Origin of the sequence: Aureibaculum flavum, assembly GCF_016406085.1 — a bacterium.
GTDB classification, from domain to species: domain Bacteria; phylum Bacteroidota; class Bacteroidia; order Flavobacteriales; family Flavobacteriaceae; genus Aureibaculum; species Aureibaculum flavum.
In genome coordinates, this window is record NZ_JAEHFJ010000002.1 from 228,854 (window position 1) to 253,041 (window position 24,188).

The following is a 24,188-nucleotide window of genomic DNA, read 5'->3' on the forward strand; positions in this document are numbered from 1 at the left end:
GTAAAAAGTAATATTGCTTAATTTTGTAGTTCAAACTAACTTATAATATGAAAGATTCTACAAAATCAGTAAATGCAGTATTAAAAAAATACGGCATAAAAAATGCCAATGTACATTGGAACTCATCACCCGAAGAACTGACAAAAATATGCGTTGATAAAGGTTTGGGTAAAATTGCCGATTCCGGAGCTTTAATGGTAAATACAGGTGAATTTACAGGAAGGTCTCCTCAAGATCGATTTATCGTAAAAGATGAGATTTCTGAAGATAAAGTTTGGTGGGGTAACATAAATCTACCTTTTGAAGCTGAAAAATTTGACCGCCTTTATGATAAAGTAATTGAGCATTTATCAGGTAAAGAACTCTATGCTCGTGATGCCTATGCTTGTGCTGACGACAGATATAGAATGAATATTAGAATAATAACTGAACTTCCTTGGTCTAACTTATTTGCATATAATATGTTTTTAAGACCTACGGCAAGTGAATTGGAATCGTTCCAACCCGAATGGCTCATATTACAAGCTCCTAGCTTTATGGCTGTTGCTAAGGAAGATGGTACACGCCAGCATAATTTTGCCATATTAAATTTTAAAAGAAAAGTTATTCTCATTGGAGGTACAGGCTATACTGGTGAAATAAAGAAGGGAATTTTTTCTGCTTTAAATTTTATTCTTCCTGTTGAAAAAGAAACATTACCAATGCATTGTTCATCAAATGTTGGTGAAAATGGAGAAACTGCAATTTTCTTCGGATTATCAGGCACAGGTAAAACAACATTGTCCGCAGATCCTAATCGTAAATTAATTGGCGATGATGAACATGGTTGGACAAAAGACAATACCATATTTAATTTTGAAGGCGGTTGTTATGCGAAGGTCATAAATCTTTCTGAAGAAAATGAACCCGATATTTTTAAAGCAATTAAGTCTGGAGCAATCTTAGAAAACGTGGTATGCAAAGCTGGTACTAATGAAGTTGATTTTGAAAATACTTCAATTACTCAAAACACTAGAGTTAGTTATCCTATCAATCACATAAAAAACATAAAAACGCCTTCTTTAGCAGGTAATCCCAAAAATATATTCTTTCTAACGGCCGATGCTTTTGGAGTTTTACCTCCAATTTCACGGTTATTACCAAATCAAGCTGCGTATCATTTCATATCAGGCTATACGGCAAAAGTTGCAGGAACCGAAGCTGGAGTTACAGAACCTGTTCCTTCTTTTTCTGCCTGTTTTGGTGCTCCTTTTATGCCGTTACACCCTGCTAAATATGCAGAAATGTTAAGTAAAAAAATGAAAGATTCAAATGTAAATGTTTGGTTGGTAAATACTGGCTGGACAGGAGGACCCTATGGTGTTGGTACCCGAATGAAATTAAAATACACAAGAGCAATGATCAATGCCGCATTAAACGGTGATTTAGGACCTTACAATTATAAAGATTACCATATTCACTCTGTATTTGGTGTTGCCCAGCCTAGAAGTTGCCCAGGTGTACCTACAGATGTTTTAAGTCCGCGAACTACTTGGAACGATGATGAAGCGTATTATAAAATGGCCTTTAAATTATCAAATGCTTTTAGAGAAAATTTTGACAAATTTGAAGCTATTGCCAACGAAGAAATAAGACGTGGTGGTCCACAACGTTTCGCTTTTTAATCAATCCGAAAAGAACTTAAACGCATATTGTATTTTCTCTGTGCAAACTGAAAATACTGATAAAGCTTGTAATTGACTTCCATTCCATAATCTATATTGGACTGGTAGTCAATTTCATTTTCATATATATTAGTATTATATCTAGTTGGGCTCCTAAACCTACTATTCCACTCCATAACATAAATCCAATTTTTTGATTCTAATGTACTAAGGCTATAGTAACTTTCTGGTTTTGCAGTAGCCAAATAACTTGTAAATCCTGGATCAATAATTGTAATTTCATACTCCAAACTATCATTTGCAATTCTTACAGGTTCTTCTTTATCTTCATTTAAAGTAGTTGTTTGTTGTGTACCACAACCCACAATTAAAAAACCAAGTATTCCAAAAACGTAAATAAAATTTTTCATTATTTTGTAATTTATTGACAACCATTAATATACAAAAACTATTCCAATTGAAGATTTTAAAACTCTAGTTTTAACTGAAATTCAACAGGCTCTTCCTTTTCTACTGTATTTGTATTTAAATTAGACAGTGAAATACCCAACAGCCTAACAGATTCATGCATTTCTTCTTGGTATAATAAATCTTTAGCCTGCTCTAATAAAACACTCTTATCCTTAACAAAATAAGGTAATGTTTTACTTCTAGTTTGTATTGTAAAGTCGCTATACTTTATTTTTAAGGTAATGGTTTTTCCTGAAATATTTGGTTTTAAAAGTCTACCAGATAATTCTTCAGCTATTATTTCCAATTTCTCGAGCATGTAAATTTCCGAAGTCAAATTGGTATTAAAAGTATGTTCAGCCGCAACAGATTTTCTGGTTCGGTCAGGTTTAACTTCACCATTGTGAATTCCTCTAACAATATCAAAATAGTGTTTCCCTGATTTTTTAAAATGCTCCGTCAAAAATTCAGATGATTTTTCTTTTAAATCCTTCCCCGTAAATATACCTAAGTTGTACATTTTTGATGCCGTGACTTTACCAACCCCATAAAATTTTTTAATATCTAAAGCTTCTAAAAATGGAAGTACTTCTTCAGGAGGAACCGTTTTTTGACCGTTTGGCTTATTTACATCTGAGGCAATTTTTGCCACAAACTTATTAATTGAAATACCCGCCGAAGCATGCAGTCCTACTTCATTATAAATTTGTTGTCTAATTTCTTGAGCCAAGATCGTTGCCGAAGGAAAGTTCTTTTTATTCTGTGTCACATCCAAATAGGCCTCATCTAAGGATAATGGCTCTACCAAATCTGTATATTGATTAAAGATCGCTCTAATTTGAGTAGAGATCTCCTTGTATCGTGCAAAGCGAGGCTTTACAAATGTTAAATGTGGACAATTTTTTCGAGCCAACACACCACTCATCGCCGAACGTACCCCAAATTTACGTGCCTCATAACTAGCTGCTGCAACAACGCCTCTTTCTCCACCTCCACCAACAGCCAAAGGTATTCCTTGTAACTCAGGATTATCCATTTGCTCTACAGAAGCATAAAATGCATCCATATCAACATGAATTATCTTACGGTATGGAGGTAATAAAGACATCTTCAAAAATAATGAAAAAAGCCAACCCCGCCCTTTCTTAAGTACGGGAATAAAAAAACTCGCCTATAGGCGAGTTTTTTTTATCTTTTATATAAAATTCCAATTTATGTATTTTTACACTACGCCTTGATCCATCATGGCATCAGCAACTTTTATAAACCCAGCAATATTTGCTCCTTTTACATAATTTACATATCCATCAGGTTCTGTTCCATATTTTATACACGCCGTATGTATAGAAGTCATTATTTGATGTAATTTCGAATCAACTTCTTCCATTGGCCAATTTAATTTCATAGCATTCTGAGACATTTCTAAACCAGAAACGGCAACACCACCAGCATTTACTGCTTTTCCAGGTGCAAATAATATTTTGTTTTTATGGAAGACCTCAATTGCATCAGGTGTACAGCCCATATTAGAAACTTCTGACACATATTTTACGCCATTATCCACTAATTTCTGAGCATCTTCACCATTCAATTCATTTTGCGTTGCACATGGCATAGCGATATCACATTTTACACTCCAAGGTTTTTCACCTGGATAAAATTTAGCTTCAGGAAACTCTTGAACATATGGAGAAACGATATCATTATTTGAAGCTCTTAAGGCTAATAAATAATCTATTTTATCAGCATCCAACCCTTTTTCATCGTATACATAACCATCAGGACCAGAAATGGTAACTACTTTACCTCCCAATTCTGTAACTTTTAAAGCAACTCCCCATGTTACGTTCCCAAATCCTGAAAGAGTAACTGTTTTCCCTTTAAAATTGTCATTTTGTGTATCTAACATTTCTTTGGTAAAATAAGTACCTCCAAAGCCAGTAGCTTCTGGTCTAATTAAGCTTCCGCCCCAATTTAAACCTTTACCTGTAAATACGCCTGTATTTTCTTGTTGTAATTTTTTGTACATACCATACATGAACCCAATTTCACGTCCACCAGTTCCTATATCACCAGCAGGCACATCTGTATTCGGTCCAATGACCCTCCATAATTCAAGCATAAAAGCTTGACAAAAACGCATTATTTCAGCATCTGATTTCCCTTTAGGGTTAAAATCAGATCCTCCTTTAGCACCTCCCATTGGAAGCGTTGTCAATGCATTTTTGAAGATTTGTTCAAAACCTAAAAATTTAAGAATACTTAAGTTTACACTTGGGTGCAAACGAATACCGCCTTTATATGGACCAATAGCGTTATTAAACTGAATTCTATGACCTAAATTAACTTGAACTTCGCCATTATCATCAACCCATGAAATTCTGAAAGTAAAAACACGATCTGGTTCTACTAGCCTTTCAATAATTTTTGCTGACGCGTATTGTGGATTTTCATTATAAATGTTCTCTATAGATTCTAGTACCTCATGCACCGCCTGTAAATATTCTTTTTCTCCGGGGTGTTTTGTTTCTAGATTGTTTAAGATTTCTTTTACATTCATGTTTGTATATTTTATTTATTTTAAAACGTAAAACTCATAACAAAATTACAATTATTAAATTCTATTTTCAGCAAATTATAACTAATTATTTATGCAATTTGATAATTTCAACTTACATAAGTTATGACATTATATTAAATCCTCAAAAAAACTACATAAAACCTTCAGGGGGTAAATCATCTATAGAAATATCTAATTCAGATGCATCATTATCAATCTGATATCCAGATTTAAAAATTGCCGCTTTATTATTTTTACCTTCAATAATTACCGAAAGTGGAGAATCAAACTGAATATGTCGTAAAAAATCATCTTCATATACCGCTTCTTGACTATTCAAATAATCTACATCAAAAAAGCCATCATTTAAAAACGGATTAATTGTTAAATAGCCCACATTAAACGAAGTTAAATTTTGAAAAAAGTGAGTGCCTTGACTCGGGTCAATTCTAAAATCATTCAGCCCTGCTTCTACAATTACTTTTGCTGCAGAAATTTGAGGCCATATGACAGGAATACCCAACCATGAATCACTAGATCCCCATCTGCCAGGTCCGACTAAAATATACTTTTTATGCTCTTCTGTAAATTTTTTATTTATCAATTCAACAGCTTTTGCAATTTGCCTTGTGCTCGCTGAATTGAATGTTTCTGGTTTTACATATACAAAATCACAGATATCATCATATTTTCCATTTCCTAATGCCGATTCTGAATAAATAATAGTGTCTGCTACATCAAAATTATTTGGCAACATGCTCAATGTTTCGTTACTCTCGACAATAGGTCGAATTTGTAAAAAACTAAATTGTCTCGGTTTCCCTTGAGGTACATCTAACTTAACGGCAAATTCAATTTCTATGGGATTTCTCATTTCACGTTGCCCAACACGCAATAATTCCTGAAGTATTTCTGGCAAAGGAAAAGTACCATACTTTAAAATGTTATCAAATGTAATAACACGAATTCCGTCATGCATTACACCGGGTCTTATCATGTTATTTTGCAAATCATAGGTAGATGCCACAAATTTTAACGAACCGTGCTTCTCCGCTTGTCTAATGGTAATTTTCTTTTTATTGATTGTTTGACTTGTAGAAGCAACATAACTATTAGGATTCATATCTAACGCATAAAAATATTGCTGTGTTTCTCGCTGAGTAGATCCTGGCGTTGACAATTGTATTATTTTCTTGGGATGATACGGAGAAAATCGTAACGTTTGTCCACCACCCACAATTATTTCTCCTAATCCTAAGGCGATATTGGCGATACCTTCATTAGGTTTTTCGTTTCCAATTGGATAGAAGTTAATGGAACGAGCAACACCAGAAATATTAGGATAAAAGACATCATCATATTGTGTACCTGTAATTTCTTGTAAAATTACCGCCATTCTATTTTCTTCGACGGTATGAGAAGTGGCTTTTAAATACAATTTACTATTCTGAAAAAAGGCAGAAGCCATTACAGATTTTACAGCATTAGAAACCATCTCTAACATTTGCTTCGGTTTGGTTTTAGGAAGCATATAGGTCGCAAAAACACCTGCAAACGGCTGATAATGTGAATCTTCTAAAACACTAGAAGATCGAATTGCTACAGGATGTTTGGTAACTTTTAAGAATGCTTTTATATCTTCCATTACCCATCCTGGTAAAGGTTTTGAAACAAATTCATCTAAAATCTCATTCTCATCATCACAATGTGCAGCAAATTTAAAGAGCTTATGCTCTTCCATAAATTCGTCAAAAACTTCCGTACTTAAAACTACTGTTCGTGGTATAGATATAAGCACATCATCAAACTTTTTAAATAAGCGATTGCGTTTTAAAAAAGAATCTATAAATGCCAGACCTCTTCCTTTTCCACCTAAAGCTCCATCCCCAATTCTAGCAAATCCTAAATATTTGTCGTATTTATTTTTATTAAATTTAGAAATTACACCTCTAGATCTATAGATTCGATACGCTTTTATAGCTTCAATTAAAAAGGTTCTAATTTCTTCAGCATCTTCAAAATCTGCATATTCTACATTTTTAAACAAATTTGCTAGTGGAAAAAGTGCTCTTGACCGCAACCACTTAGAATACTCACTTCTTATGGCATGATAGGTCATTGATTCTTTTGTAACAATAGCCAAAGCATTTTGAAATGCATTTAAATCTTTTACGGTCATTAAAACTAAATGTTGTTCTGGATCCCAAAATTCAAAGTCGCCAAAAGAAAAATATTTTGTAATGTAATTTTTTAATTCTAACTCAATGGTTTCAGAGTGTTTCCACAAAAATTTACCTTTTAATTCTAATGCTATTTTTTCATTTTCGATATCTGAAGATTCTATCAGAAAAGGAAAATACCGTTCTATACTTCTTACATATTTTAAAAATTGAAAACCCGCTGTAGGGTCACGTTTACCATCTTTAAAATAGTTTACATCTGAAATTACACCCAATAAATTGTCTTTATATTTTTCAAACAAAGCCAATCCCTCTTCGTAATGCGTAGCCAATAAAATTTTTGGCCGTCCACGCATCAAATTCATTGCACGGTGCTCATTTAAGCCTTCTGACATAAATGACCGTGTTTGCTTTAAAATAATCTTATAAATAACGGGTAAATATCTAGAATAAAACCGCAACGAATCTTCTACCAATAAAATAGCTTTAACACCAATTTCATTGATATCTTTATCAGCATTCAGCCTATCTTCTGCCAATTTTATAATCGCTAAAAAAATATCTACATTACCATTCCAATGAAAAACATAGTCAATGATACCTGTATTCTCTCTTAAAATTTTCCTCCTTAATTCAGATGAGTAATGACTCAATGCGGCTATTGGCACATTAGGAAAGAATTTTTTTAACTGCATAGACGTTTCAAACGCCTTATAACTACCAATATCTAGCCAAGTAATTACAAGATCTATATGATCGGAACCTAATATTTTCAATGCCTTTTTAGCAGAATTGGCATGTAAAAAAGTAGGAGGGTATCTTAAATTTAAAGCTGTGTATTCATTAAAAATTCGTTCATCAATTCTACCATCCTCTTCCAACATATAATAATCGTAATTAGAACAAACAATAAGCACTTTGTTTATTCTATTTTGCATCAATTGTTCAAATGCAAAATGTTCAAAAACGTATGTTTTTAAATCTGGAAGTGTCTTTTTAGGCATTGATGAATGTGTTTATAACAAAGATAGGAATTATTTGATGGGTAATTTCAGTGTCGTTAATTTTGGTTCTAATTTTAAAACATAGGGAAGGTACAAGCATTAACAATTGCAAAAGTTATCTTTATTTAAAAAAATGACCTGAACATTATACTTAAATAAAACAGGTACAATCAGGTTATAAATTAACAGTTATCAACTACTGATAGTCAATCACTATTTCATTCCATAATTATATCATACTCCATAAAATCTTACACCACTATTAAACTACTCCTTGCCCTAACATGGCGTCGGCTACTTTTACAAAGCCTGCAATATTTGCACCTTTAACATAGTCTACATAACCATCTTCATCCTTACCATAGGTTACACAAACATCATGAATATCATTCATAATTTCATGCAATTTAGTATCTACTTTGTCATTTGTCCAATTATAACGTAAAGAGTTTTGACTCATTTCTAATCCGGAAACAGAAACGCCTCCCGCATTTGAAGCCTTACCAGGTGAAAATAATATTTTAGCAGCTTGAAAAACTCGAATAGCTTCGGCTGTACTTGGCATATTAGCACCTTCACAAACACAAAAACAACCATTTTTTATCAAGGTTTTTGCATTCTCTTCATTTAACTCGTTTTGCGTAGCACATGGCATAGCAATATCACATTTTATAGTCCATGGTTTTTCATCTTTATAAAATTTCGCAGTTGGGTATTTTTTTAAATACTCGTCTATTCTTCCACGTTTTACATTTTTTAATTCCATAATAAAGGCCAACTTATGAGCATCTATTCCATCTTCATCATAAATATATCCAGAAGAATCTGACATCGTAACCACTTTTGCCCCTAATTGCGTTGCTTTTTCACAAGCATATTGTGCCACATTACCAGAACCAGAAACCAAAACTATTTTTCCTTTTATACTTTTATTCTGTGTCTTTAGCATGTTTTCGGCAAAATATACGGTACCATAACCTGTAGCTTCAGGTCTAATTAATGAACCTCCAAATGACATTCCTTTACCAGTTAAAACACCTGTAAACTCATTTCTTAATTTTTTATACTGCCCAAATAAAAATCCAATTTCTCTACCTCCTACTCCAATATCACCCGCAGGCACGTCTGTATTCTCACCAATATGACGGAATAATTCTGACATAAATGCTTGGCAAAATTTCATGACTTCATTATCTGATTTTCCTTTTGGGTTAAAATCAGAACCTCCTTTACCACCCCCCATTGGCAATGTGGTTAGCGAATTTTTAAAAACTTGCTCAAAACCTAAAAATTTAAGAATACTAATATTTACTGATGGATGAAATCGCAATCCTCCTTTATACGGACCAATAGCAGAATTAAACTCTATGCGATACCCTCTATTTACCTGTATCTTTCCTTTATCATCAAGCCAAGGCACTCTAAACATCAGTGTACGCTCAGGTTCAACCATTCGTTCTAACAACATCTTGTCTTTATACTTATGGTTATCTTCTATAAATGGAATAACAGTCTCTGCAACTTCATGCACTGCTTGTAAAAACTCAGGCTCGTTGGTATTACGTAGTTTAACGTAACCCATAAAATCTTTAATTTTCGATTTCATAATTTAGGAAGTAAATTTTAAGGTTTCATCAATAAATTCATAACAAAAGTAATTAAAATGCAGTTTTCTTTCTTTGAAAACCTTAATTATTTGCAAATCTTTTAACCACTAAAATCATCTTCTTTACTTTGGGAATAGATTAATAAAAAACTATTCTGCTTAATTGATGAAAAACCTTAAATTTGCAAACCAAGTTAAACAATCAATGTTAGACAAAGTAAAAGAATTCATTAACGAAGTCAGTGCTTTTAATTCAAATTCAAAAGAAGAAATTGAAGCATTTCGTATAAAATATTTAGGCAGTAAAGGTTTATTAAAAGGCTTATTTGCTGAATTTAAAAACGTAGACCCAAAGCAAAAAAAGGAATTTGGTCAAGCTCTAAACACTTTAAAGACTACAGCTGAAAATAAGGTTGAAACGCTGAATAGTGCTCTTGAAGGCCATGGCGAACAAAAAAGTTTCTATGGAGACTTATCAAGGCCGGCTGAACCTATTGAATTGGGTGCAAGACATCCTATTTCTATTGTTAAAAATCAGATTATCGATGTTTTTTCTCGCATTGGGTTCACCATTTCTGAGGGCCCTGAGATAGAAAATGATTGGCATAATTTCACTGCGTTAAACTTACCAGAATACCATCCCGCAAGAGATATGCAGGATACATTTTTTGTTGAAAAGCATAAAAATGTAGAGAAAGATATGCTGTTAAGAACACATACCTCTTCTGTGCAGATACGGTATATGGAGAATAATAAACCTCCAATTAGAACTATTTCTCCAGGTAGAGTTTTTAGAAATGAAGACATTTCTGCCCGTTCGCATTGTATTTTTCATCAAGTGGAAGGATTGTATATAGATACAGATGTTTCCTTTGCTGATTTAAAACAAACCTTGATTTATTTTACAAAAGAAATGTTTGGCAAATCTAAAATCAGATTACGTCCTTCTTATTTTCCTTTTACAGAACCAAGTGCGGAAGTTGATATTTACTGGGGGTTAAAAACAGAAACAGATTATAAAATAACAAAAGGAACTGGCTGGTTAGAAATTATGGGTTGCGGTATGGTTGACCCTAATGTCTTGAAAAACACTAAAATTGATCCTGAAAAATATAGTGGATTTGCATTTGGAATGGGTATTGAACGTATTGCAATGTTGTTATACCAAATTCCAGATATTAGAATGCTTTTTGAAAATGACATCCGATTTTTAGAACAATTTAAATCTGTGATTTAAATATGAGTCTGAAAGCCTTTTTATTAAACAAAAAGTACATTAGCATCAAATTAAAAAAAATTGCCACCAATCATTTTGAAATAAAAGCCAAAATTAATGGTGTAAAAGGACGATTTATTTTAGATACTGGTGCTTCAAACTCATGTGTTGGTTTTGATGAGATAGAAACTTTTGGTTTAAAAACTGAAGATTCAGAACATAAAGCTGCAGGTGCAGGTTCAGCAGAAATTGATACTCAAATTTCTAAAAAAAATAAAATTGAAATAAGCGATTTCAAAATAAAAAAAATACCCCTTGTATTAATTGATTTAGCACATATTAATAACGCCCTAACAAAACAAGAAGCCAAACCAGTTAACGGAATTATTGGTGCTGATGTTTTAGAGAAAGGCAATGCTATTATAGATTACAAAAAGCGTAAATTATACCTTTCAAAATAAAACCAATAAAAAAATGAGCTCATCTTCAGACCAACGATATAACCTCAGAGGCGTTTCTGCATCAAAAGAAGATGTACATAAAGCCATAAGCAATATAGACAAAGGACTTTTTCCAAAAGCCTTCTGTAAGATAGTTCCTGATTATTTAACTAATGATGATGACTATTGCCTGATTATGCATGCAGATGGTGCGGGTACAAAATCTTCATTGGCTTATATGTATTGGAAAGAAACTGGCGACATTTCAGTTTGGAAAGGTATTGCTCAAGATGCATTAATTATGAACGTTGATGATTTATTATGTGTTGGAGCAACGGATAATATTATACTTTCATCAACCATTGGGCGAAACAAAAACTTAATTCCCGGAGATGTAATCTCTGCCATAATAAACGGTACAGAAGAACTAATTACCGACTTAGAAAAACATGGGGTTACTATAAAATCAACTGGAGGAGAAACTGCCGATGTTGGCGATTTAGTAAGAACCATAATTGTAGATTCTACCGTAACAGCAAGGTTAAAACGTAGTGATGTTATTGATAATGCGAATATAAAAGCGGGTGATGTAATTGTTGGATTGTCTTCTTTTGGACAAGCAACTTACGAAACTGAATATAATGGCGGAATGGGTAGTAACGGTTTAACCTCTGCCAGACATGATGTTTTTGGAAAGTACTTAGCAGAAAAATATCCGGAAAGTTATGATCACGCTGTACCTGAAGATTTAGTATATTCTGGAAAGGTAAAACTTACGGATGCTATTGAAAATTCACCTATAAATGCTGGTAAATTGGTACTTTCACCAACCAGAACTTACGCTCCTATAATCAGCGAAATTTTGAAGCAATATAGATCTGAAATTAACGGAATGGTGCATTGTAGTGGTGGGGCACAAACCAAAATTCTTCATTTTATAGACAATTTACACATCATCAAAGATAATTTATTTGATGTACCTCCTTTGTTTCAATTGATTCAAGAACAGTCTAATACCGATTGGAGAGAAATGTATCAAGTATTTAATTGTGGTCATAGAATGGAATTGTATGTTCCTGAAGCCATTGCTAATGACATCATTGAAATTTCTAATTCATTTAATGTCGATGCTCAAATTATCGGAAAAGTTGAAGTGTCTCCAATAAAAAAACTTACTATTAAAAGTGAATTTGGTACATTTGTGTACTAACCCAATCCATAAATGAAATCAATTTTAAAGCTTACCACCATTATTATCTTAATGTTGGCTATTTCGTGTACCACAAAATCAAAAGAGAAAAAAATCCTTGTTTTTACCAAAACAGCAGGATTTAAACATAAATCTATACCCGCTGGTGCAGCCGCTATTCTAAAAATGGGAGCTGAAAATGGTTTTTTAGTTGATACTACTGATAATGCCAATTGGTTTACTGAAGAAAAATTAAAAACATATGCAACAGTTGTATTCTTAAATACGACTGGTGATGTTTTAAATCAAAGTCAACAATCAAATTTTGAACGTTATATTCAAGCAGGTGGTGGTTATGTAGGTATACACGCTGCAACCGATACGGAATATGATTGGCCTTGGTATGGTAAATTAGCCGGTGCCTATTTCGAAAACCATCCTAAAATTCAAGAAGCTACCTTAACTATAGTTGATCATAAACATCTTTCAACGCAACATCTGGACAGTACTTGGATAAAAACTGACGAATGGTATAATTTCAAAAATATCAATCCTGATATTAATGTACTGATTAAAGTAGATGAAAATAGTTATAAAGGAGGAAAAAACCGTGAAAACCACCCGATTAGCTGGTACCACGATTTTGATGGGGGTAAAGCTTTTTACACCGAACTTGGACATACAGATGAAACCTATAAAAACCCTAAATTTATTGATCATTTATTGGGAGGTATAAATTATACTATTGGTGATAATGTTTTAGATTACGGAAAAGCAACCACCGAAAAAATTCCTGAAGAAAATAGATTTGTAAAAACGGTATTAGATTTTAACCTTGATGAACCCATGGAGTTGGATGAGTTACCTGGAAAAGGTATCTTATTTATTGAAAGAAGAGGTACTTTAAAATTATTTGACTTTAAAGAGAACAAAACAAAGGAAATTGCCAAACTAGATGTGTTTTATGGAAATGAAGATGGTTTATTAGGCTTAGCAGTTGACCCTAACTATGAAAAAAATAACTGGATTTACCTCTTTTATTCTAAACCTGGAGATGAACCTCTACAGCATATTTCTCGTTTTGATTTGGTTGACAACAAACTCCTACTTGAGTCTGAAAAATTATTACTTGAAATACCTGTTATAAGAAAATGCTGCCATAGTGGTGGTGCATTAGAATTTGGCCCAAAAGGCAATTTATTTATAACGATTGGCGACAATACCAATCCGTTTCAATCTGACGGATACGCTCCTATTGATGAGCGAGAAGGTAGAGCACTTTGGGATGCTCAAAAATCAGCTTCAAACACCAATGATTTACGCGGAAAAATTCTTAGAATTAAACCTGAAGATAATGGCACTTATTCTATCCCAAAAGGAAATTTATTCCCAGAAGGCACTGATAAAACACGTCCAGAAATTTATATAATGGGTAATAGAAATCCATTTCGACTTTCTATTGATAGTAAAACAGGTTTTGTATATTGGGGAGATATAGGCCCTGATGCGGGGAAAGATAATCCTAACAGAGGGCCTAAAGGTATGGGTGAATTTGACCAAGCTAGAGAAGCCGGATACTATGGTTGGCCATACACTCGAGGAAACAACCAACCCTATAATGATTTTGATTTTACCACAAACACATCAGGTCCAAAATTTGACCCAAATAATATCATCAACAACTCACCAAACAATACAGGTCTTCAAAAATTACCGCCTGTAAAAGAATCACAAATTTGGTTTTCTTATGATGCCTCTGAAGAATTTCCATGGTTGGGAATTGGAGGTGTAAACCCAATGTCGGGTCCCGTTTTCCACAAAGATGATTCACCAAATGCAAAGGAAACTTTTCCTGAGTATTTTGAAAATAAATTATTCGTTTATGAGTGGATGCGTGACTGGATTTATGTGGTTACTTTAGATAATAATTACGACTATGTTAAAGCGGATGCTTTTATGCCAAATTCTGAATTTTCTCATCCTATGGATATGATTTTTGGTTCTGATGGTAATATGTATGTTTTAGAATATGGTCAATCTTGGAATTCAAGAAATATGGATGCACGTTTAGACCGTATTGAATATATTAAAGGGAATAGAAAACCTATCGCTACGATTAAAAATGACCATACGATTGGAGGTGAGCCACTCACTATTAATTTTAAAGGTGATTTGTCTGAAGATTACGACAATGATGAACTAACTTATGAGTGGTCTTATAATGGCGAAGTTCAATCTACAGAAATAAACCCAACGCTTACTTTTGACAAAATTGGCAGCTATACTGTTGAACTAAAAGTTACTGATAAGTTAGGCGAAAGTGCAACAGCTAGTCAAAAAATACTTGTAGGTAATGACATCCCTGAAATTACCATTACAACTGATGAATCCAATCCTTTTTACTGGAAAGGAAAAACTGTTGCTTATGAAATTTCAGTAACAGATAAACAAGATGGTACCACTATAAATAATGGTATAGACCAAAAAGATGTTAAAGTATCTTTAAACTACATTCCGCAAGGTAGAGATATGGTAAAGGCTACCATAGGCCATCAACAAATCATAGACCCTGAAGGTAAAACAATCATTGACAATGCTGATTGTAAGGCTTGCCATGCTATTGATAAAAAAGTGAATGGCCCCAGTTATAAGGATATTGCTAATAAATATAGTAAAAAAGACATCGGATATCTGATTAACAAAATTATAAATGGAGGTTCAGGAGTTTGGGGAGAAACCATGATGGTAGCACACCCCACATTAAGTACAAGTGATGCCAACAAAATTGTTGATTATGTTATATCATTAAAATTAGAAAGTGATAACACCAAATTATTGCCGCTAAAAGGAACCTTAGTTTTTAATGAACATGATACAAATGATAAAAATGGTGCTTACATTCTAACTGCTTCTTATACCGATAAAGGAAAAGAAGGTTTAGAAAGTGCTGAATTAACCGGACGTAAGCAACTCATTTTCAAACCACCTTATCTACGAGCTCAAAAAGCGAATAAAAAAAGTGAAGGACTAAACAACTGGAAGGCAAAAGGTTATTCTTTGGTGGGCTCCATTAAGGATAAATCCTTTCTAAAATTCAACAAAATAGATTTGAACGGATTGAAAAGTATCGATTTTACTGCATATTTTGGCGAAAATTATAATTACAAAGGAATATTAGAAATAAGAATTGGTTCAAAAACTGGTAAAATAATTGGTACAACTAAATTGGATTATTTCAACAAAGACAAGGGCGAATTAAAAGTATCTAACATAAAAATTACTCCTACAAATGAAGTTACAGACTTATTTCTAGTCTTTAAAAATGAAGCAGACACTAAACAATTCATCTGTAATGCAAATGCAATGCAGTTAAATTATTAGATGTAGAGATATAAACCTAGCTCCCCTCTTAGGAGGGGAAACTAAAGTCAAAACCTCCTTAAAAGTTGCGTTTTATTATATTTGATTGATACTATACTACAAAGCTATTGAAACCTTATTTAATTTAAAGATGTTGCGTTTTAATTTACCCTTAAACGGCCCCTCTTTTCAATAGTTAAATGACATATAAATATTCTATCTTGTAACAAAAATAAAGTTGTTACTACTAATATTTCAAATCAACAACATGATCACAAGATTTTTCAGCTTACAATGGAAACAGTTTTTCCGCTCTTCGTATTGGCAGAAAAGCATGGCATTAAATATTGTTATGGTATTTTTTGCACTTTACTTTATTCTAATGTTTTTAGGACTTGGCTTTGGACTTTATCCCTTGTTGAAGGATAAATTCCCAACTCAAGACCCATTACTCATTGTAAATGGTTATTTGTTCTATTGGTTATTAGGTGATTTATTAATGCGATTTTTCTTTCAAAAATTACCGGTAATGAACATAAAACCATTACTAACTTTACCCATAAAACGGAGTAGTATTTTACATTATGTTTTAGGAAAATCAGCCATTTCATTTTTTAATTTTTTACCCTTATTTACAGTAATTCCTTTTGGTGTTATTTTACTTATTAATGGTTATGGAGCCGCTGTAGTTCTTACTTGGATGTTTTTGATAATTACACTAACACTAATTACTAATTTTTTAAATTTTATTATAGAAAGCAAATCTGCCGAAACAGAATTGTCATTTTTACCCATTTTAGCTTTTTCGGGAATCTTATTTGGGCTCAACTATTTTAATATTATTTCATTTAATGACCTGGTTGGTAGTGCGGTAAATTCCATTACCGCAAATTCGTTATTACTAATTATCCCAATAGGAATGTTAATCTTATTGTATTATGCCAACTTCACATTATTAAAACAGAAATTATATATAGACCGATCGCTAAAAGCGAAAACCGAAATTGCCACTACAACAGATATGGCATGGACACGCAGGTTCGGTTCGGTAGCTCATTTTTTACAACTCGATTTAAAATTATTGTGGCGTAATAAAAGACCACGTTCTTCCGTGTTTATTGTTGCTATTGGTTTGCTGTATGGGCTCATTTTTTATCCGAACCCTGTATATCAAAATATGGTTAGTTTTTATGTATTTGTAGGCATTTTTGTAACCGGAATCTTTATGATCAATTTTGGTCAATTTATTCCCGCTTGGGATAGTGGCTATTATAAATTATTGATGAGCCAAAATATTAAATACAAAGAATACCTCAATTCAAAATATACGTTAATGATGATGAGTGCCATATTAATGTTTGTGATCAGCATACCTTATGTTTATTTTGGTTGGAAAGTTTTAGTGGTTCATTTTGCAGCTATGATCTATAACATTGGAGTTAATACGCATGTGCTTTTATATGGCGGTTCTTTTAATCGTAAAAAAATTGATTTAACCCAACGAGCTGCATTTAATTATCAAGGTACCGGAGCCGTGCAATGGATTATCGGATTTCCATTAATGTTTATACCAATGATTTTCTTTTATATTCCTTATAAGTTTATCAATTTTGAAGCAGGTATTGCAACCCTCATCATTTTAGGAATTGTAGGAATTGTTTTTCATGAAAAAATCATGAAAGGTATTACCAAAAGTTATATAAATACAAAATATAAAATGATTAATGCCTTTGATCAGGACAGCTAAATTGTTTTATTTAGTTCTGATTCAGTAATAACAAACAAAACATCTCAATAATGATAAAAGTAGCAAATATTTCAAAAAAATACGGACAAACCACGGTTTTACATTTAGAGAATTTAGAAATTCCGAAGGGGCAATCCTTTGGATTGGTTGGAAATAATGGTGCTGGAAAAACTACTTTTTTCAATCTATTGTTAGACTTAATACAACCTACTACAGGTGCTATTACAAATAATGAAATTCAAGTAGATAAAAGTGAAGATTGGAAACCATTTACAGCCGCTTTTATTGATGAGAGTTTTTTAATTGGCTACCTAACCCCTGAAGAATATTTCTATTTTATTGGTGAATTACGTGGCATGAATAAAGCCGATGTTGATACTTTTTTAGAACCTTTTGAAGAATTATTTAATGGTGAAATTATAGGAAAACGTAAATATTTACGTGACTTATCTAAGGGTAATCAGAAAAAAGCGGGTATTGTAGCTGCTTTAATCGGTAACCCTGAAGTTATTATTTTAGATGAGCCTTTTGCCAATTTAGACCCAACCACACAAATTCGCCTTAAAAAATTATTAAAGTCTTTAACAGAAGAAAATAAAACCACGGTCTTAATTTCTAGTCACGACCTTGGTCATGTTACTGAAGTTTGTGAACGTATTGTTGTTTTAGAAAAAGGAGAATTGATTAAAGATATTGAAACTTCAGAAGCTACCTTAAAAGAATTAGAAGGTCATTTTTCAGTGTAAAATCCTATCCCCAGCCCTCTCCGAAGGAAACGGAGCTTATTCTAGAAACTAATTTAGTCCCTCATCTAATATTAAACATATAATTGTCCCTTGAGGATTAGTGAAAAATAAAATATATTTTGTTTTGAAGCTACCGAGTCGAGCTCATAGGGGTGTTTACATTACAAAAGACATTCAAATAGGTTTCCTGTTTTTAAATAAAAATTAATCTTTATTTTAATACCTAATTTTCTTATGTATATAAAATAATTATGTATATTTGGTATATGGGAAATCAGAAATTATATAAAGGCACACTGCAAACCATTATCCTGCAACTGTTAGAGCAACAGGATAAGATGTATGGTTATGAAATTACCCAGAAGGTAAAAGAACTCACCAAAGGTGAGTTAAAAATTACCGAAGGTGCCCTCTACCCTGCCCTACACAAATTAGAGGCTGAAGGATTGCTAGATGTTGAAATCATTAACATTGGCAATCGCCTTCGTAAATACTACAAACTTACCGAACAAGGAACTAAAGAAACAGTAAATCGTTTGGCCGAATTAGAGACTTTTTTAAAGACCATGCAAACCATTATTAACCCTAAATTGGCTTAATATGGAGTTAACAAAACAACAAATCGCTTTTATTGATAACTACTTAAAAGATAAAGGCGTTAAGTATTGGGATATCAAATTGGAATTGATTGATCATATAGTCAGTGATGTTGAACATGAAATAAATTTTGAGAATAAGAATTTTGATGATGCTTTTAGGTATAGTATTGAAAAGTGGAAAAGTCAGCTTAGGTTATCAACCAATTGGATGACTGGATTAGCCAATTCTAGGCCAAAAATTATAATTCAAAAAGCAAAAAAAATATTTTCAAAATGGTTCATTTTATATTTATTATTTGGGCTTTTACCTTTAATCTTAAATAAAAACACATTTAATGGTTTAAATGAACTCATAATCGATTCCCAATTTATTATAACTTTTGTGATATCGAGTATACTCCTTATATCTAACACATTGCTCATATTCTGGTTTTTAAAAATAGATATAAATAGAATAAAAAGCACCTATCGCTTTTTGTTTAATTCGCAAGCTTTTTCATATTTAATCTTAACACCATTTATTGTCGGTGAGTTTTTTTATCAAGGAGGAGCTCTATTTTTAGAACCATGGATTGTTAGTTTTATTGGACTGCAAGCTGTATCCGTATTTTTTGGTTATCAAATGTTTAAGAAGCATCACGGTTTGTTTAAAAATAAGGTATCATGAAACTAACAAAACAACAAATCGCTTTTATTGATATTTTTCTCATGGAGAAAAATATAAAATATTTAGACGTAAGGTTTGAACTATTAGATCATTTAGTAAGTGATTTTGAAAACTATGATAATATTGACTTAAATAAGTATCTTAACTCAAAGATAAATTTTATAAATAATTTCACAGAGAAAAGGAAGAGTTCTATTCATTGGTCCTATCAAAAACAATTGTGGTTACGTTTTTTCGATTTTTTTATAAAAATAAAATATGTATACATTTCAATTTTATCATTTATGTACACTTATATTTTAGTCTTTAAATTTGAAACTAAAACGGCATTATTACTGGCATTTATTCCAATTTGTATAATGCAAGTTATCAGTTGGTTCTTTGCTTACAACTTTAAAAACAAAGAAAACAAAAAACTAATCTCAGCTCTTTATATCGCTAATATCATGTCTCTACCTTCTTTATTCTTATATGTAGTAACTCCGATAAAAGATATTCTAAATCAAAACAAAATACTATTCTTTATTTATTGTTTTGTTGGTATTTGTCTAAATATAGCTGGTTTAATTGAAGTTAGTTTAAAAAGAAAAGCAACTTTAAAAAAATATAAAATCTTGTTGAGTAACTGATGCAACTAACAAAACAACACATAGCATCACTCTTTACTTTCACAGAAAAACATTATGTGGAATGGTACGACCTACAAACAGAATTGGTAGATCATCTTGCAAATGATATAGAACAAATTTGGAAAGAAGAACCAAACTTAACTTTTACAGAAGCTCGAAACAAATCTTTTAAAAAGTTTGGGGTTTTCGGCTTTTCAGAATTAGTTAAAAAAAGACAAAATGCACTTAATAAAAAATATTGGAAGTTAATTTTAAAAGAGTTTAAATTATTTTTTAGTCTCCCTAAAATACTCTTGACTGCTTTTTTAATAGCCTCTTACTTTTCTATTCTTAATTATTTAGAAAACATAAACGCTTTAATTATAGTATCACTTGGCCTATTTGTAATTATTGAATTTATTTTTCTCTTTGTTCTAACAAAAAAAATAAAAAGAAAACACAAAACAACAGGTAAAAAATGGCTTGTTGAAAATACTTTTGCCTCACTTGGCGGATTTGCATTTTTAGGAATAACTCCAATTCAAATTTTCCAATTAATAAACTATACTCTCATAATAAATTATTGGGGCAAGTGGTTCATAGCAACCATCATTGTATGTTTTGGTATATTTTTATTTATTGGTATTAGAATTATTCCAAAAAAAATAACGTCTTATATGGTTAAAAACTATCCAGAATATCAGCCCATCCTATAAATTCCATTATATTTGAGTTTTTGTAACAACACCACACAATAATTCCATTTTTTTTTAGTTACACTACTAGACAAACTCAAATTTTGATTAAAAAGTTTCCCCTCTGGCTTTTCATTAGTGCATTTTTACTTATTCTCATTAGTTGCTCAACTAAAAAGAATAATCTGGTAAGTAGAAACATGCATGCTTTATCTACCAAGTATAATGTTCTATACAATGGTCAAGTTGCTTATGACCAAGCTAAATTACAATTAGACGACAAATATGCGGACAACTTTTGGGAGTTACTTCCAATTGAACCACTAAAAATTGAAGAAGATGATAAGGATATTTTAATTAATCCCTCATCACCTCCTAAAGATAAAAATGGTGATACAGAGAGTACAGCTACCGGTTTTGAACGTGCTGAAGAAAAAGCTGTAAAAGCCATTCAGAAGCATGGAATGGACATTAAAGGCAAGGAACGCAATAGACAAATTGACGATGCTTATTTATTATTAGGTAAGTCTAGATACTACTCACAACGATTTGTTCCTGCTTTAGAAGCATTTAATTTTGTGTTAGAAAATTATACTGAAAACGACCTTAAAGATCAAACTCGAGTTTGGCAAGCAAAAACATTAGTGCGTTTGCAAAATGAAGAATTGGCAATTGAAACCCTACAATACTTATTAAAAAACTTAAACTTACCATTAGAACTTGTCGAAGATGGCCACACGACAATGGCAATGGCATATCAAGCTCTAGACAGTACTGATTTAGTAATAAAACATTTAGATAGTGCTGTATTATTTTCTGTAGATCCAAAGCAAAAATCACGAAACCTATTTATTCTGGGGCAAGTGTACAGAAACGAGCAAAAAATTGATTCTTCTAATCTCTATTTTGAGAAATTGATGAATTTCAAAAAAGCTCCGCTACGCTATCAAGTGCATGCAGAGATTGATAGAGCTAAAAATTATACAAAAGAAGACAGTACCGCTCTATTCTTAGCACGGTTTAAAAAACTAATTAAAAATAGAGATAATAGACCTTTTCTTGATGAATTGTATTATCACAAGGGACTCATAGAATCTCAAAACGATAGTATAAAAATTGGTTTAGAAGATTTTGAAAAATCATTAAGAGCAGTAAACGGAATAGAGTACCAAAGGGAATTGACCTATGAAGCCATTGGTAATATTTATTTTGATAAAGCTAAATTTGAATTGGCAGGTGCTTATTATGATAGCATTATAGGTATCACTAAAAATAAAAATGAAAAGCGTATTAGACGTTTGGTTAGAAAACGTGAAAGCCTAGAAGAAGTAATTACCTATGAAGCTTTGGCAAATACAAATGATAGTATTTTAAAAATAGCTGCACTACCTAAAGCAGCACAAGAAGCTTTTTATCAAGGATACATAGACAGTATTAAAAAAGTAGATGAATTGGCTAAAATAAAACTAGAAAATGCTTTAGTGAGCACCACTGGTTTTGGAAATCTATCAGACGATTCTTCTAAAAGTAGTACTAAAGGTGGTAAATTTTACTTTTACAATAACAATGTTGCAGGTTTTGGAAAACAAGAATTTAAGCGATCTTGGGGTAATAGAGCTTTAGAAGACAATTGGAGAATATCTGCGAAGAAAGTAATTAGCGATAATTCTAAGAAAACGGAACTGTTAGCTGTTGAAGATAATTTTGACACCTCTAAAAAGTACGAATTAGATTATTATATCAGTAGAATTCCTTCTAAAAAAAGCGAGTTGGATAGTATTACCTTTTTACGAAATGATGCTTATTATAATTTAGGAATAATTTATAAAGAACAATTTAAAGAATACCCTTTGGCTGCAGAACGTTTAGAAAAACTATTAACCTATAATCCAGTTGAAAAATTAATTCTTCCTATAAATTATCATTTATATAAAATTTATGCTAATTTTGATGAAACGAAAAGCAATAAATACAAAAACGTTGTCGTTTCTAATTATCCGGAGTCTAGATATGCGAAAATCATTCTAAACCCAGAAAAAGTGTTAGCTTATGATGATGCTAATTCACCAGAAGCAATATATAACGACATTTATTGTAATTATGATTTTCAACATTATGTTGAAGCTTATCAAAAAACGGAAAAAGCTATAGAACGTTTCAAGGACGAACCTATTATTCCGAAGTTAGAGTTGTTAAAAGCTCATATATTAATGAAAACCATCGGAACTGAAGCATTTAAAGAAGCATTAAGCTTTGTTGCTTTAAGTTATCCGAATACTGAAGAAGGTAAACGTGCTGTTGAAATTTTAGAGAATTTTGATAGTGACTCAGCAAATTCAGGTCAGTAAGTAGTAACAAGAAAGAGAATTTTATTGCTCCCCTACAAGTAATAAAAAGTTAAATGAAGTTTAAATTTAAAAATTAAATTATGTTTTCTGAAAAAAAGACAAATCCAGGACAAGTATTAGAGAGAAATATTATTGGTAAAAATTCTTCATTTGTAGGTGATATAAAATCTGATGGCGATTTTAGAATTGATGGTAACGTTAAAGGTACTATTAAAACATCAGGTAGAGTTGTTATTGGTAAAGAAGGTTCTGTTGATGGAACTATTGATTGTAGTAATGCTGATATTGAAGGTAAATTTTCTGGCAATTTAAATGTTGACGAATTGTTATCATTAAAATCAACCGCTACTATTAACGGAGAAGTTGTTTTAGGAAAACTTTCTGTAGAACCTGGTGCTAATTTCAATGCTTCTTGTAATATGAAAGGTAACGTAAAAGCACTTCGAAATGAGCAGCAACAAAGCCAACAACAAAGAAAAGCCGAAAAAACAGCTTAATACTTACGCTAGATTTTCTGGTATTGCTATTCAAATGTTTGCTATCATAGGCATTGGTTCATATGCTGGTGTAAAGTTGGATGAACATTTTCCAAACACACACAATATCTATACAATTGTATTATCTTTGGCGTCTGTTTTAATTTCGATATATATCGTTATTCGACAGATAACCCACTCATCTAAAGATAAATGAATACAATTTTTAAGAAAAGACAAGGTTCTTTTTTATTAAAACTATTATTTTTTACAATAGTACTTTTTGCGGTACATAGTTACTTAATCCATTATTTTTATGATGGAAATCTTTTTTTTCCGCTTTGGCAAATTTATGCTTTTCATTGTTTAGTAACCTTTGCTATTTATGGCATTATTAATTACAAACATTCAGAATGTAATACTCAAGTTTTTAATATATTTATGGTTAGCACATTGCTCAAAATGATAATCGCAATTGTTTTTTTGTTACCATTACTACTTTCTGATTTTGAAAATAAAAAACCAGATGTTTTTAATTTCTTTATTCCGTATTTTTTATTTTTAGCATTTGAAGTCTTATATATAAGTGATTTATTGAAAGGAAAATAACCTTTCCTATACAAAACTTTTACT

General features: G+C 31.9%; 20 protein-coding genes. 15 read left to right on the top strand and 5 right to left on the bottom strand.

Annotated elements, in window-relative coordinates; all coding sequences use genetic code 11:
- Positions 1-47 precede the first annotated feature (47 nt).
- The gene (pckA, locus tag JBL43_RS04460; protein ID WP_198840271.1) at positions 48-1,664 is read left to right on the top strand and encodes a phosphoenolpyruvate carboxykinase (ATP); all 1,617 of its coding nucleotides are present in this window, start codon (positions 48-50) and stop codon (positions 1,662-1,664) included.
- Here the strand turns inward: pckA and JBL43_RS04465 are convergent.
- The 5 genes from JBL43_RS04465 to gdhA (JBL43_RS04485) all read right to left on the bottom strand — a co-directional run bounded on the left by JBL43_RS04465 (position 1,661) and on the right by gdhA (JBL43_RS04485) (position 9,464).
- Positions 1,661-2,074 (bottom strand): DUF6146 family protein, encoded by a 414-nt coding sequence (locus tag JBL43_RS04465; RefSeq protein ID WP_198840272.1) that lies wholly within the window; start codon positions 2,072-2,074, stop codon positions 1,661-1,663. The two genes, pckA and JBL43_RS04465, sit on opposite strands and share 4 nt — an antisense overlap.
- Before the next feature lie 56 nt (positions 2,075-2,130).
- Positions 2,131-3,222: a DNA polymerase IV gene (gene dinB, locus JBL43_RS04470; RefSeq protein ID WP_198840273.1), complete on the bottom strand. Its 1,092-nt coding sequence runs from the start codon at positions 3,220-3,222 to the stop codon at positions 2,131-2,133.
- A gap of 114 nt (positions 3,223-3,336) precedes the next feature.
- Positions 3,337-4,674: an NADP-specific glutamate dehydrogenase gene (gdhA, locus tag JBL43_RS04475; RefSeq protein ID WP_198840274.1), complete on the bottom strand. Its 1,338-nt coding sequence runs from the start codon at positions 4,672-4,674 to the stop codon at positions 3,337-3,339.
- A gap of 151 nt (positions 4,675-4,825) precedes the next feature.
- Positions 4,826-7,858, bottom strand: coding sequence for a PEP/pyruvate-binding domain-containing protein (locus JBL43_RS04480; protein ID WP_198840275.1), 3,033 nt, complete (start codon positions 7,856-7,858; stop codon positions 4,826-4,828).
- A 262-nt stretch (positions 7,859-8,120) separates the two neighbouring features.
- On the bottom strand, positions 8,121-9,464 hold the full coding sequence (gdhA, locus tag JBL43_RS04485) for an NADP-specific glutamate dehydrogenase (protein ID WP_198840276.1): 1,344 nt from the start codon (positions 9,462-9,464) through the stop codon (positions 8,121-8,123).
- A 205-nt stretch (positions 9,465-9,669) separates the two neighbouring features.
- Here gdhA (JBL43_RS04485) and pheS point away from each other — a divergent pair, with 205 nt between their 5' ends.
- The 14 genes from pheS (at position 9,670) to JBL43_RS04555 (ending at position 24,164) form a co-directional block, all read left to right on the top strand.
- Complete coding sequence (gene pheS, locus JBL43_RS04490) at positions 9,670-10,701, top strand: phenylalanine--tRNA ligase subunit alpha (protein WP_198840544.1); 1,032 nt, start codon at positions 9,670-9,672, stop codon at positions 10,699-10,701.
- 2 nt (positions 10,702-10,703) lie between these two features.
- A complete protein-coding gene (locus JBL43_RS04495) occupies positions 10,704-11,141 on the top strand; it encodes a retropepsin-like aspartic protease (RefSeq protein ID WP_198840277.1) in 438 nt (145 codons plus the stop codon).
- 13 nt (positions 11,142-11,154) lie between these two features.
- Positions 11,155-12,330, top strand: coding sequence for an AIR synthase related protein (locus tag JBL43_RS04500; protein ID WP_198840278.1), 1,176 nt, complete (start codon positions 11,155-11,157; stop codon positions 12,328-12,330).
- Positions 12,331-12,342: 12 nt separating this feature from the next.
- Positions 12,343-15,690 carry a ThuA domain-containing protein gene (locus JBL43_RS04505; protein WP_198840279.1) on the top strand — a complete coding sequence of 1,116 codons (3,348 nt, stop codon included), beginning with the start codon at positions 12,343-12,345 and terminating at the stop codon, positions 15,688-15,690.
- 247 nt (positions 15,691-15,937) lie between these two features.
- The gene (locus tag JBL43_RS04510; RefSeq protein ID WP_198840280.1) at positions 15,938-17,416 is read left to right on the top strand and encodes a DUF5687 family protein; all 1,479 of its coding nucleotides are present in this window, start codon (positions 15,938-15,940) and stop codon (positions 17,414-17,416) included.
- Positions 17,417-17,466: 50 nt separating this feature from the next.
- Positions 17,467-18,162: an ABC transporter ATP-binding protein gene (locus JBL43_RS04515; protein WP_198840281.1), complete on the top strand. Its 696-nt coding sequence runs from the start codon at positions 17,467-17,469 to the stop codon at positions 18,160-18,162.
- 266 nt (positions 18,163-18,428) lie between these two features.
- Positions 18,429-18,761: a PadR family transcriptional regulator gene (locus tag JBL43_RS04520; RefSeq protein WP_198840282.1), complete on the top strand. Its 333-nt coding sequence runs from the start codon at positions 18,429-18,431 to the stop codon at positions 18,759-18,761.
- Position 18,762: 1 nt separating this feature from the next.
- On the top strand, positions 18,763-19,428 hold the full coding sequence (locus tag JBL43_RS04525; RefSeq protein WP_198840283.1) for a hypothetical protein: 666 nt from the start codon (positions 18,763-18,765) through the stop codon (positions 19,426-19,428).
- Positions 19,425-20,057: a hypothetical protein gene (locus JBL43_RS04530; RefSeq protein ID WP_198840284.1), complete on the top strand. Its 633-nt coding sequence runs from the start codon at positions 19,425-19,427 to the stop codon at positions 20,055-20,057. Before JBL43_RS04525 ends, JBL43_RS04530 begins: the two co-directional genes overlap by 4 nt.
- Complete coding sequence (locus JBL43_RS04535; RefSeq protein ID WP_198840285.1) at positions 20,057-20,752, top strand: hypothetical protein; 696 nt, start codon at positions 20,057-20,059, stop codon at positions 20,750-20,752. The genes JBL43_RS04530 and JBL43_RS04535 overlap by 1 nt, the downstream gene beginning before the upstream one ends.
- Before the next feature lie 83 nt (positions 20,753-20,835).
- The gene (gene porW / locus JBL43_RS04540) at positions 20,836-23,079 is read left to right on the top strand and encodes a type IX secretion system periplasmic lipoprotein PorW/SprE (protein WP_498371148.1); all 2,244 of its coding nucleotides are present in this window, start codon (positions 20,836-20,838) and stop codon (positions 23,077-23,079) included.
- 80 nt (positions 23,080-23,159) lie between these two features.
- Entirely contained in the window at positions 23,160-23,576 is a 417-nt protein-coding gene (locus JBL43_RS04545; protein ID WP_117881509.1) for a bactofilin family protein, read from the top strand.
- Positions 23,527-23,772 carry an AtpZ/AtpI family protein gene (locus JBL43_RS20420; protein WP_198840287.1) on the top strand — a complete coding sequence of 82 codons (246 nt, stop codon included), beginning with the start codon at positions 23,527-23,529 and terminating at the stop codon, positions 23,770-23,772. Before JBL43_RS04545 ends, JBL43_RS20420 begins: the two co-directional genes overlap by 50 nt.
- Positions 23,769-24,164, top strand: a complete 396-nt coding sequence (locus JBL43_RS04555) for a hypothetical protein (protein WP_198840288.1) — start codon at positions 23,769-23,771, stop codon at positions 24,162-24,164. The genes JBL43_RS20420 and JBL43_RS04555 overlap by 4 nt, the downstream gene beginning before the upstream one ends.
- Positions 24,165-24,188: the final 24 nt, after the last annotated feature.

Excerpts from the sequence above, each read along its gene's own strand:
- pckA (WP_198840271.1), top strand. The coding sequence starts at position 48 with ATGAAAGATTCTACAAAATCAGTAAATGCAGTATTAAAAAAATACGGC.
- JBL43_RS04465 (WP_198840272.1), bottom strand. The coding sequence starts at position 2,074 with ATGAAAAATTTTATTTACGTTTTTGGAATACTTGGTTTTTTAATTGTG.
- dinB (WP_198840273.1), bottom strand. The coding sequence starts at position 3,222 with ATGTCTTTATTACCTCCATACCGTAAGATAATTCATGTTGATATGGAT.
- gdhA (WP_198840274.1), bottom strand. The coding sequence starts at position 4,674 with ATGAATGTAAAAGAAATCTTAAACAATCTAGAAACAAAACACCCCGGA.
- JBL43_RS04480 (WP_198840275.1), bottom strand. The coding sequence starts at position 7,858 with ATGCCTAAAAAGACACTTCCAGATTTAAAAACATACGTTTTTGAACAT.
- gdhA (WP_198840276.1), bottom strand. The coding sequence starts at position 9,464 with ATGAAATCGAAAATTAAAGATTTTATGGGTTACGTTAAACTACGTAAT.
- pheS (WP_198840544.1), top strand. The coding sequence starts at position 9,670 with ATGTTAGACAAAGTAAAAGAATTCATTAACGAAGTCAGTGCTTTTAAT.
- JBL43_RS04495 (WP_198840277.1), top strand. The coding sequence starts at position 10,704 with ATGAGTCTGAAAGCCTTTTTATTAAACAAAAAGTACATTAGCATCAAA.
- JBL43_RS04500 (WP_198840278.1), top strand. The coding sequence starts at position 11,155 with ATGAGCTCATCTTCAGACCAACGATATAACCTCAGAGGCGTTTCTGCA.
- JBL43_RS04505 (WP_198840279.1), top strand. The coding sequence starts at position 12,343 with ATGAAATCAATTTTAAAGCTTACCACCATTATTATCTTAATGTTGGCT.
- JBL43_RS04510 (WP_198840280.1), top strand. The coding sequence starts at position 15,938 with ATGATCACAAGATTTTTCAGCTTACAATGGAAACAGTTTTTCCGCTCT.
- JBL43_RS04515 (WP_198840281.1), top strand. The coding sequence starts at position 17,467 with ATGATAAAAGTAGCAAATATTTCAAAAAAATACGGACAAACCACGGTT.
- JBL43_RS04520 (WP_198840282.1), top strand. The coding sequence starts at position 18,429 with ATGGGAAATCAGAAATTATATAAAGGCACACTGCAAACCATTATCCTG.
- JBL43_RS04525 (WP_198840283.1), top strand. The coding sequence starts at position 18,763 with ATGGAGTTAACAAAACAACAAATCGCTTTTATTGATAACTACTTAAAA.
- JBL43_RS04530 (WP_198840284.1), top strand. The coding sequence starts at position 19,425 with ATGAAACTAACAAAACAACAAATCGCTTTTATTGATATTTTTCTCATG.
- JBL43_RS04535 (WP_198840285.1), top strand. The coding sequence starts at position 20,057 with ATGCAACTAACAAAACAACACATAGCATCACTCTTTACTTTCACAGAA.
- JBL43_RS04545 (WP_117881509.1), top strand. The coding sequence starts at position 23,160 with ATGTTTTCTGAAAAAAAGACAAATCCAGGACAAGTATTAGAGAGAAAT.
- JBL43_RS20420 (WP_198840287.1), top strand. The coding sequence starts at position 23,527 with ATGAGCAGCAACAAAGCCAACAACAAAGAAAAGCCGAAAAAACAGCTT.
- JBL43_RS04555 (WP_198840288.1), top strand. The coding sequence starts at position 23,769 with ATGAATACAATTTTTAAGAAAAGACAAGGTTCTTTTTTATTAAAACTA.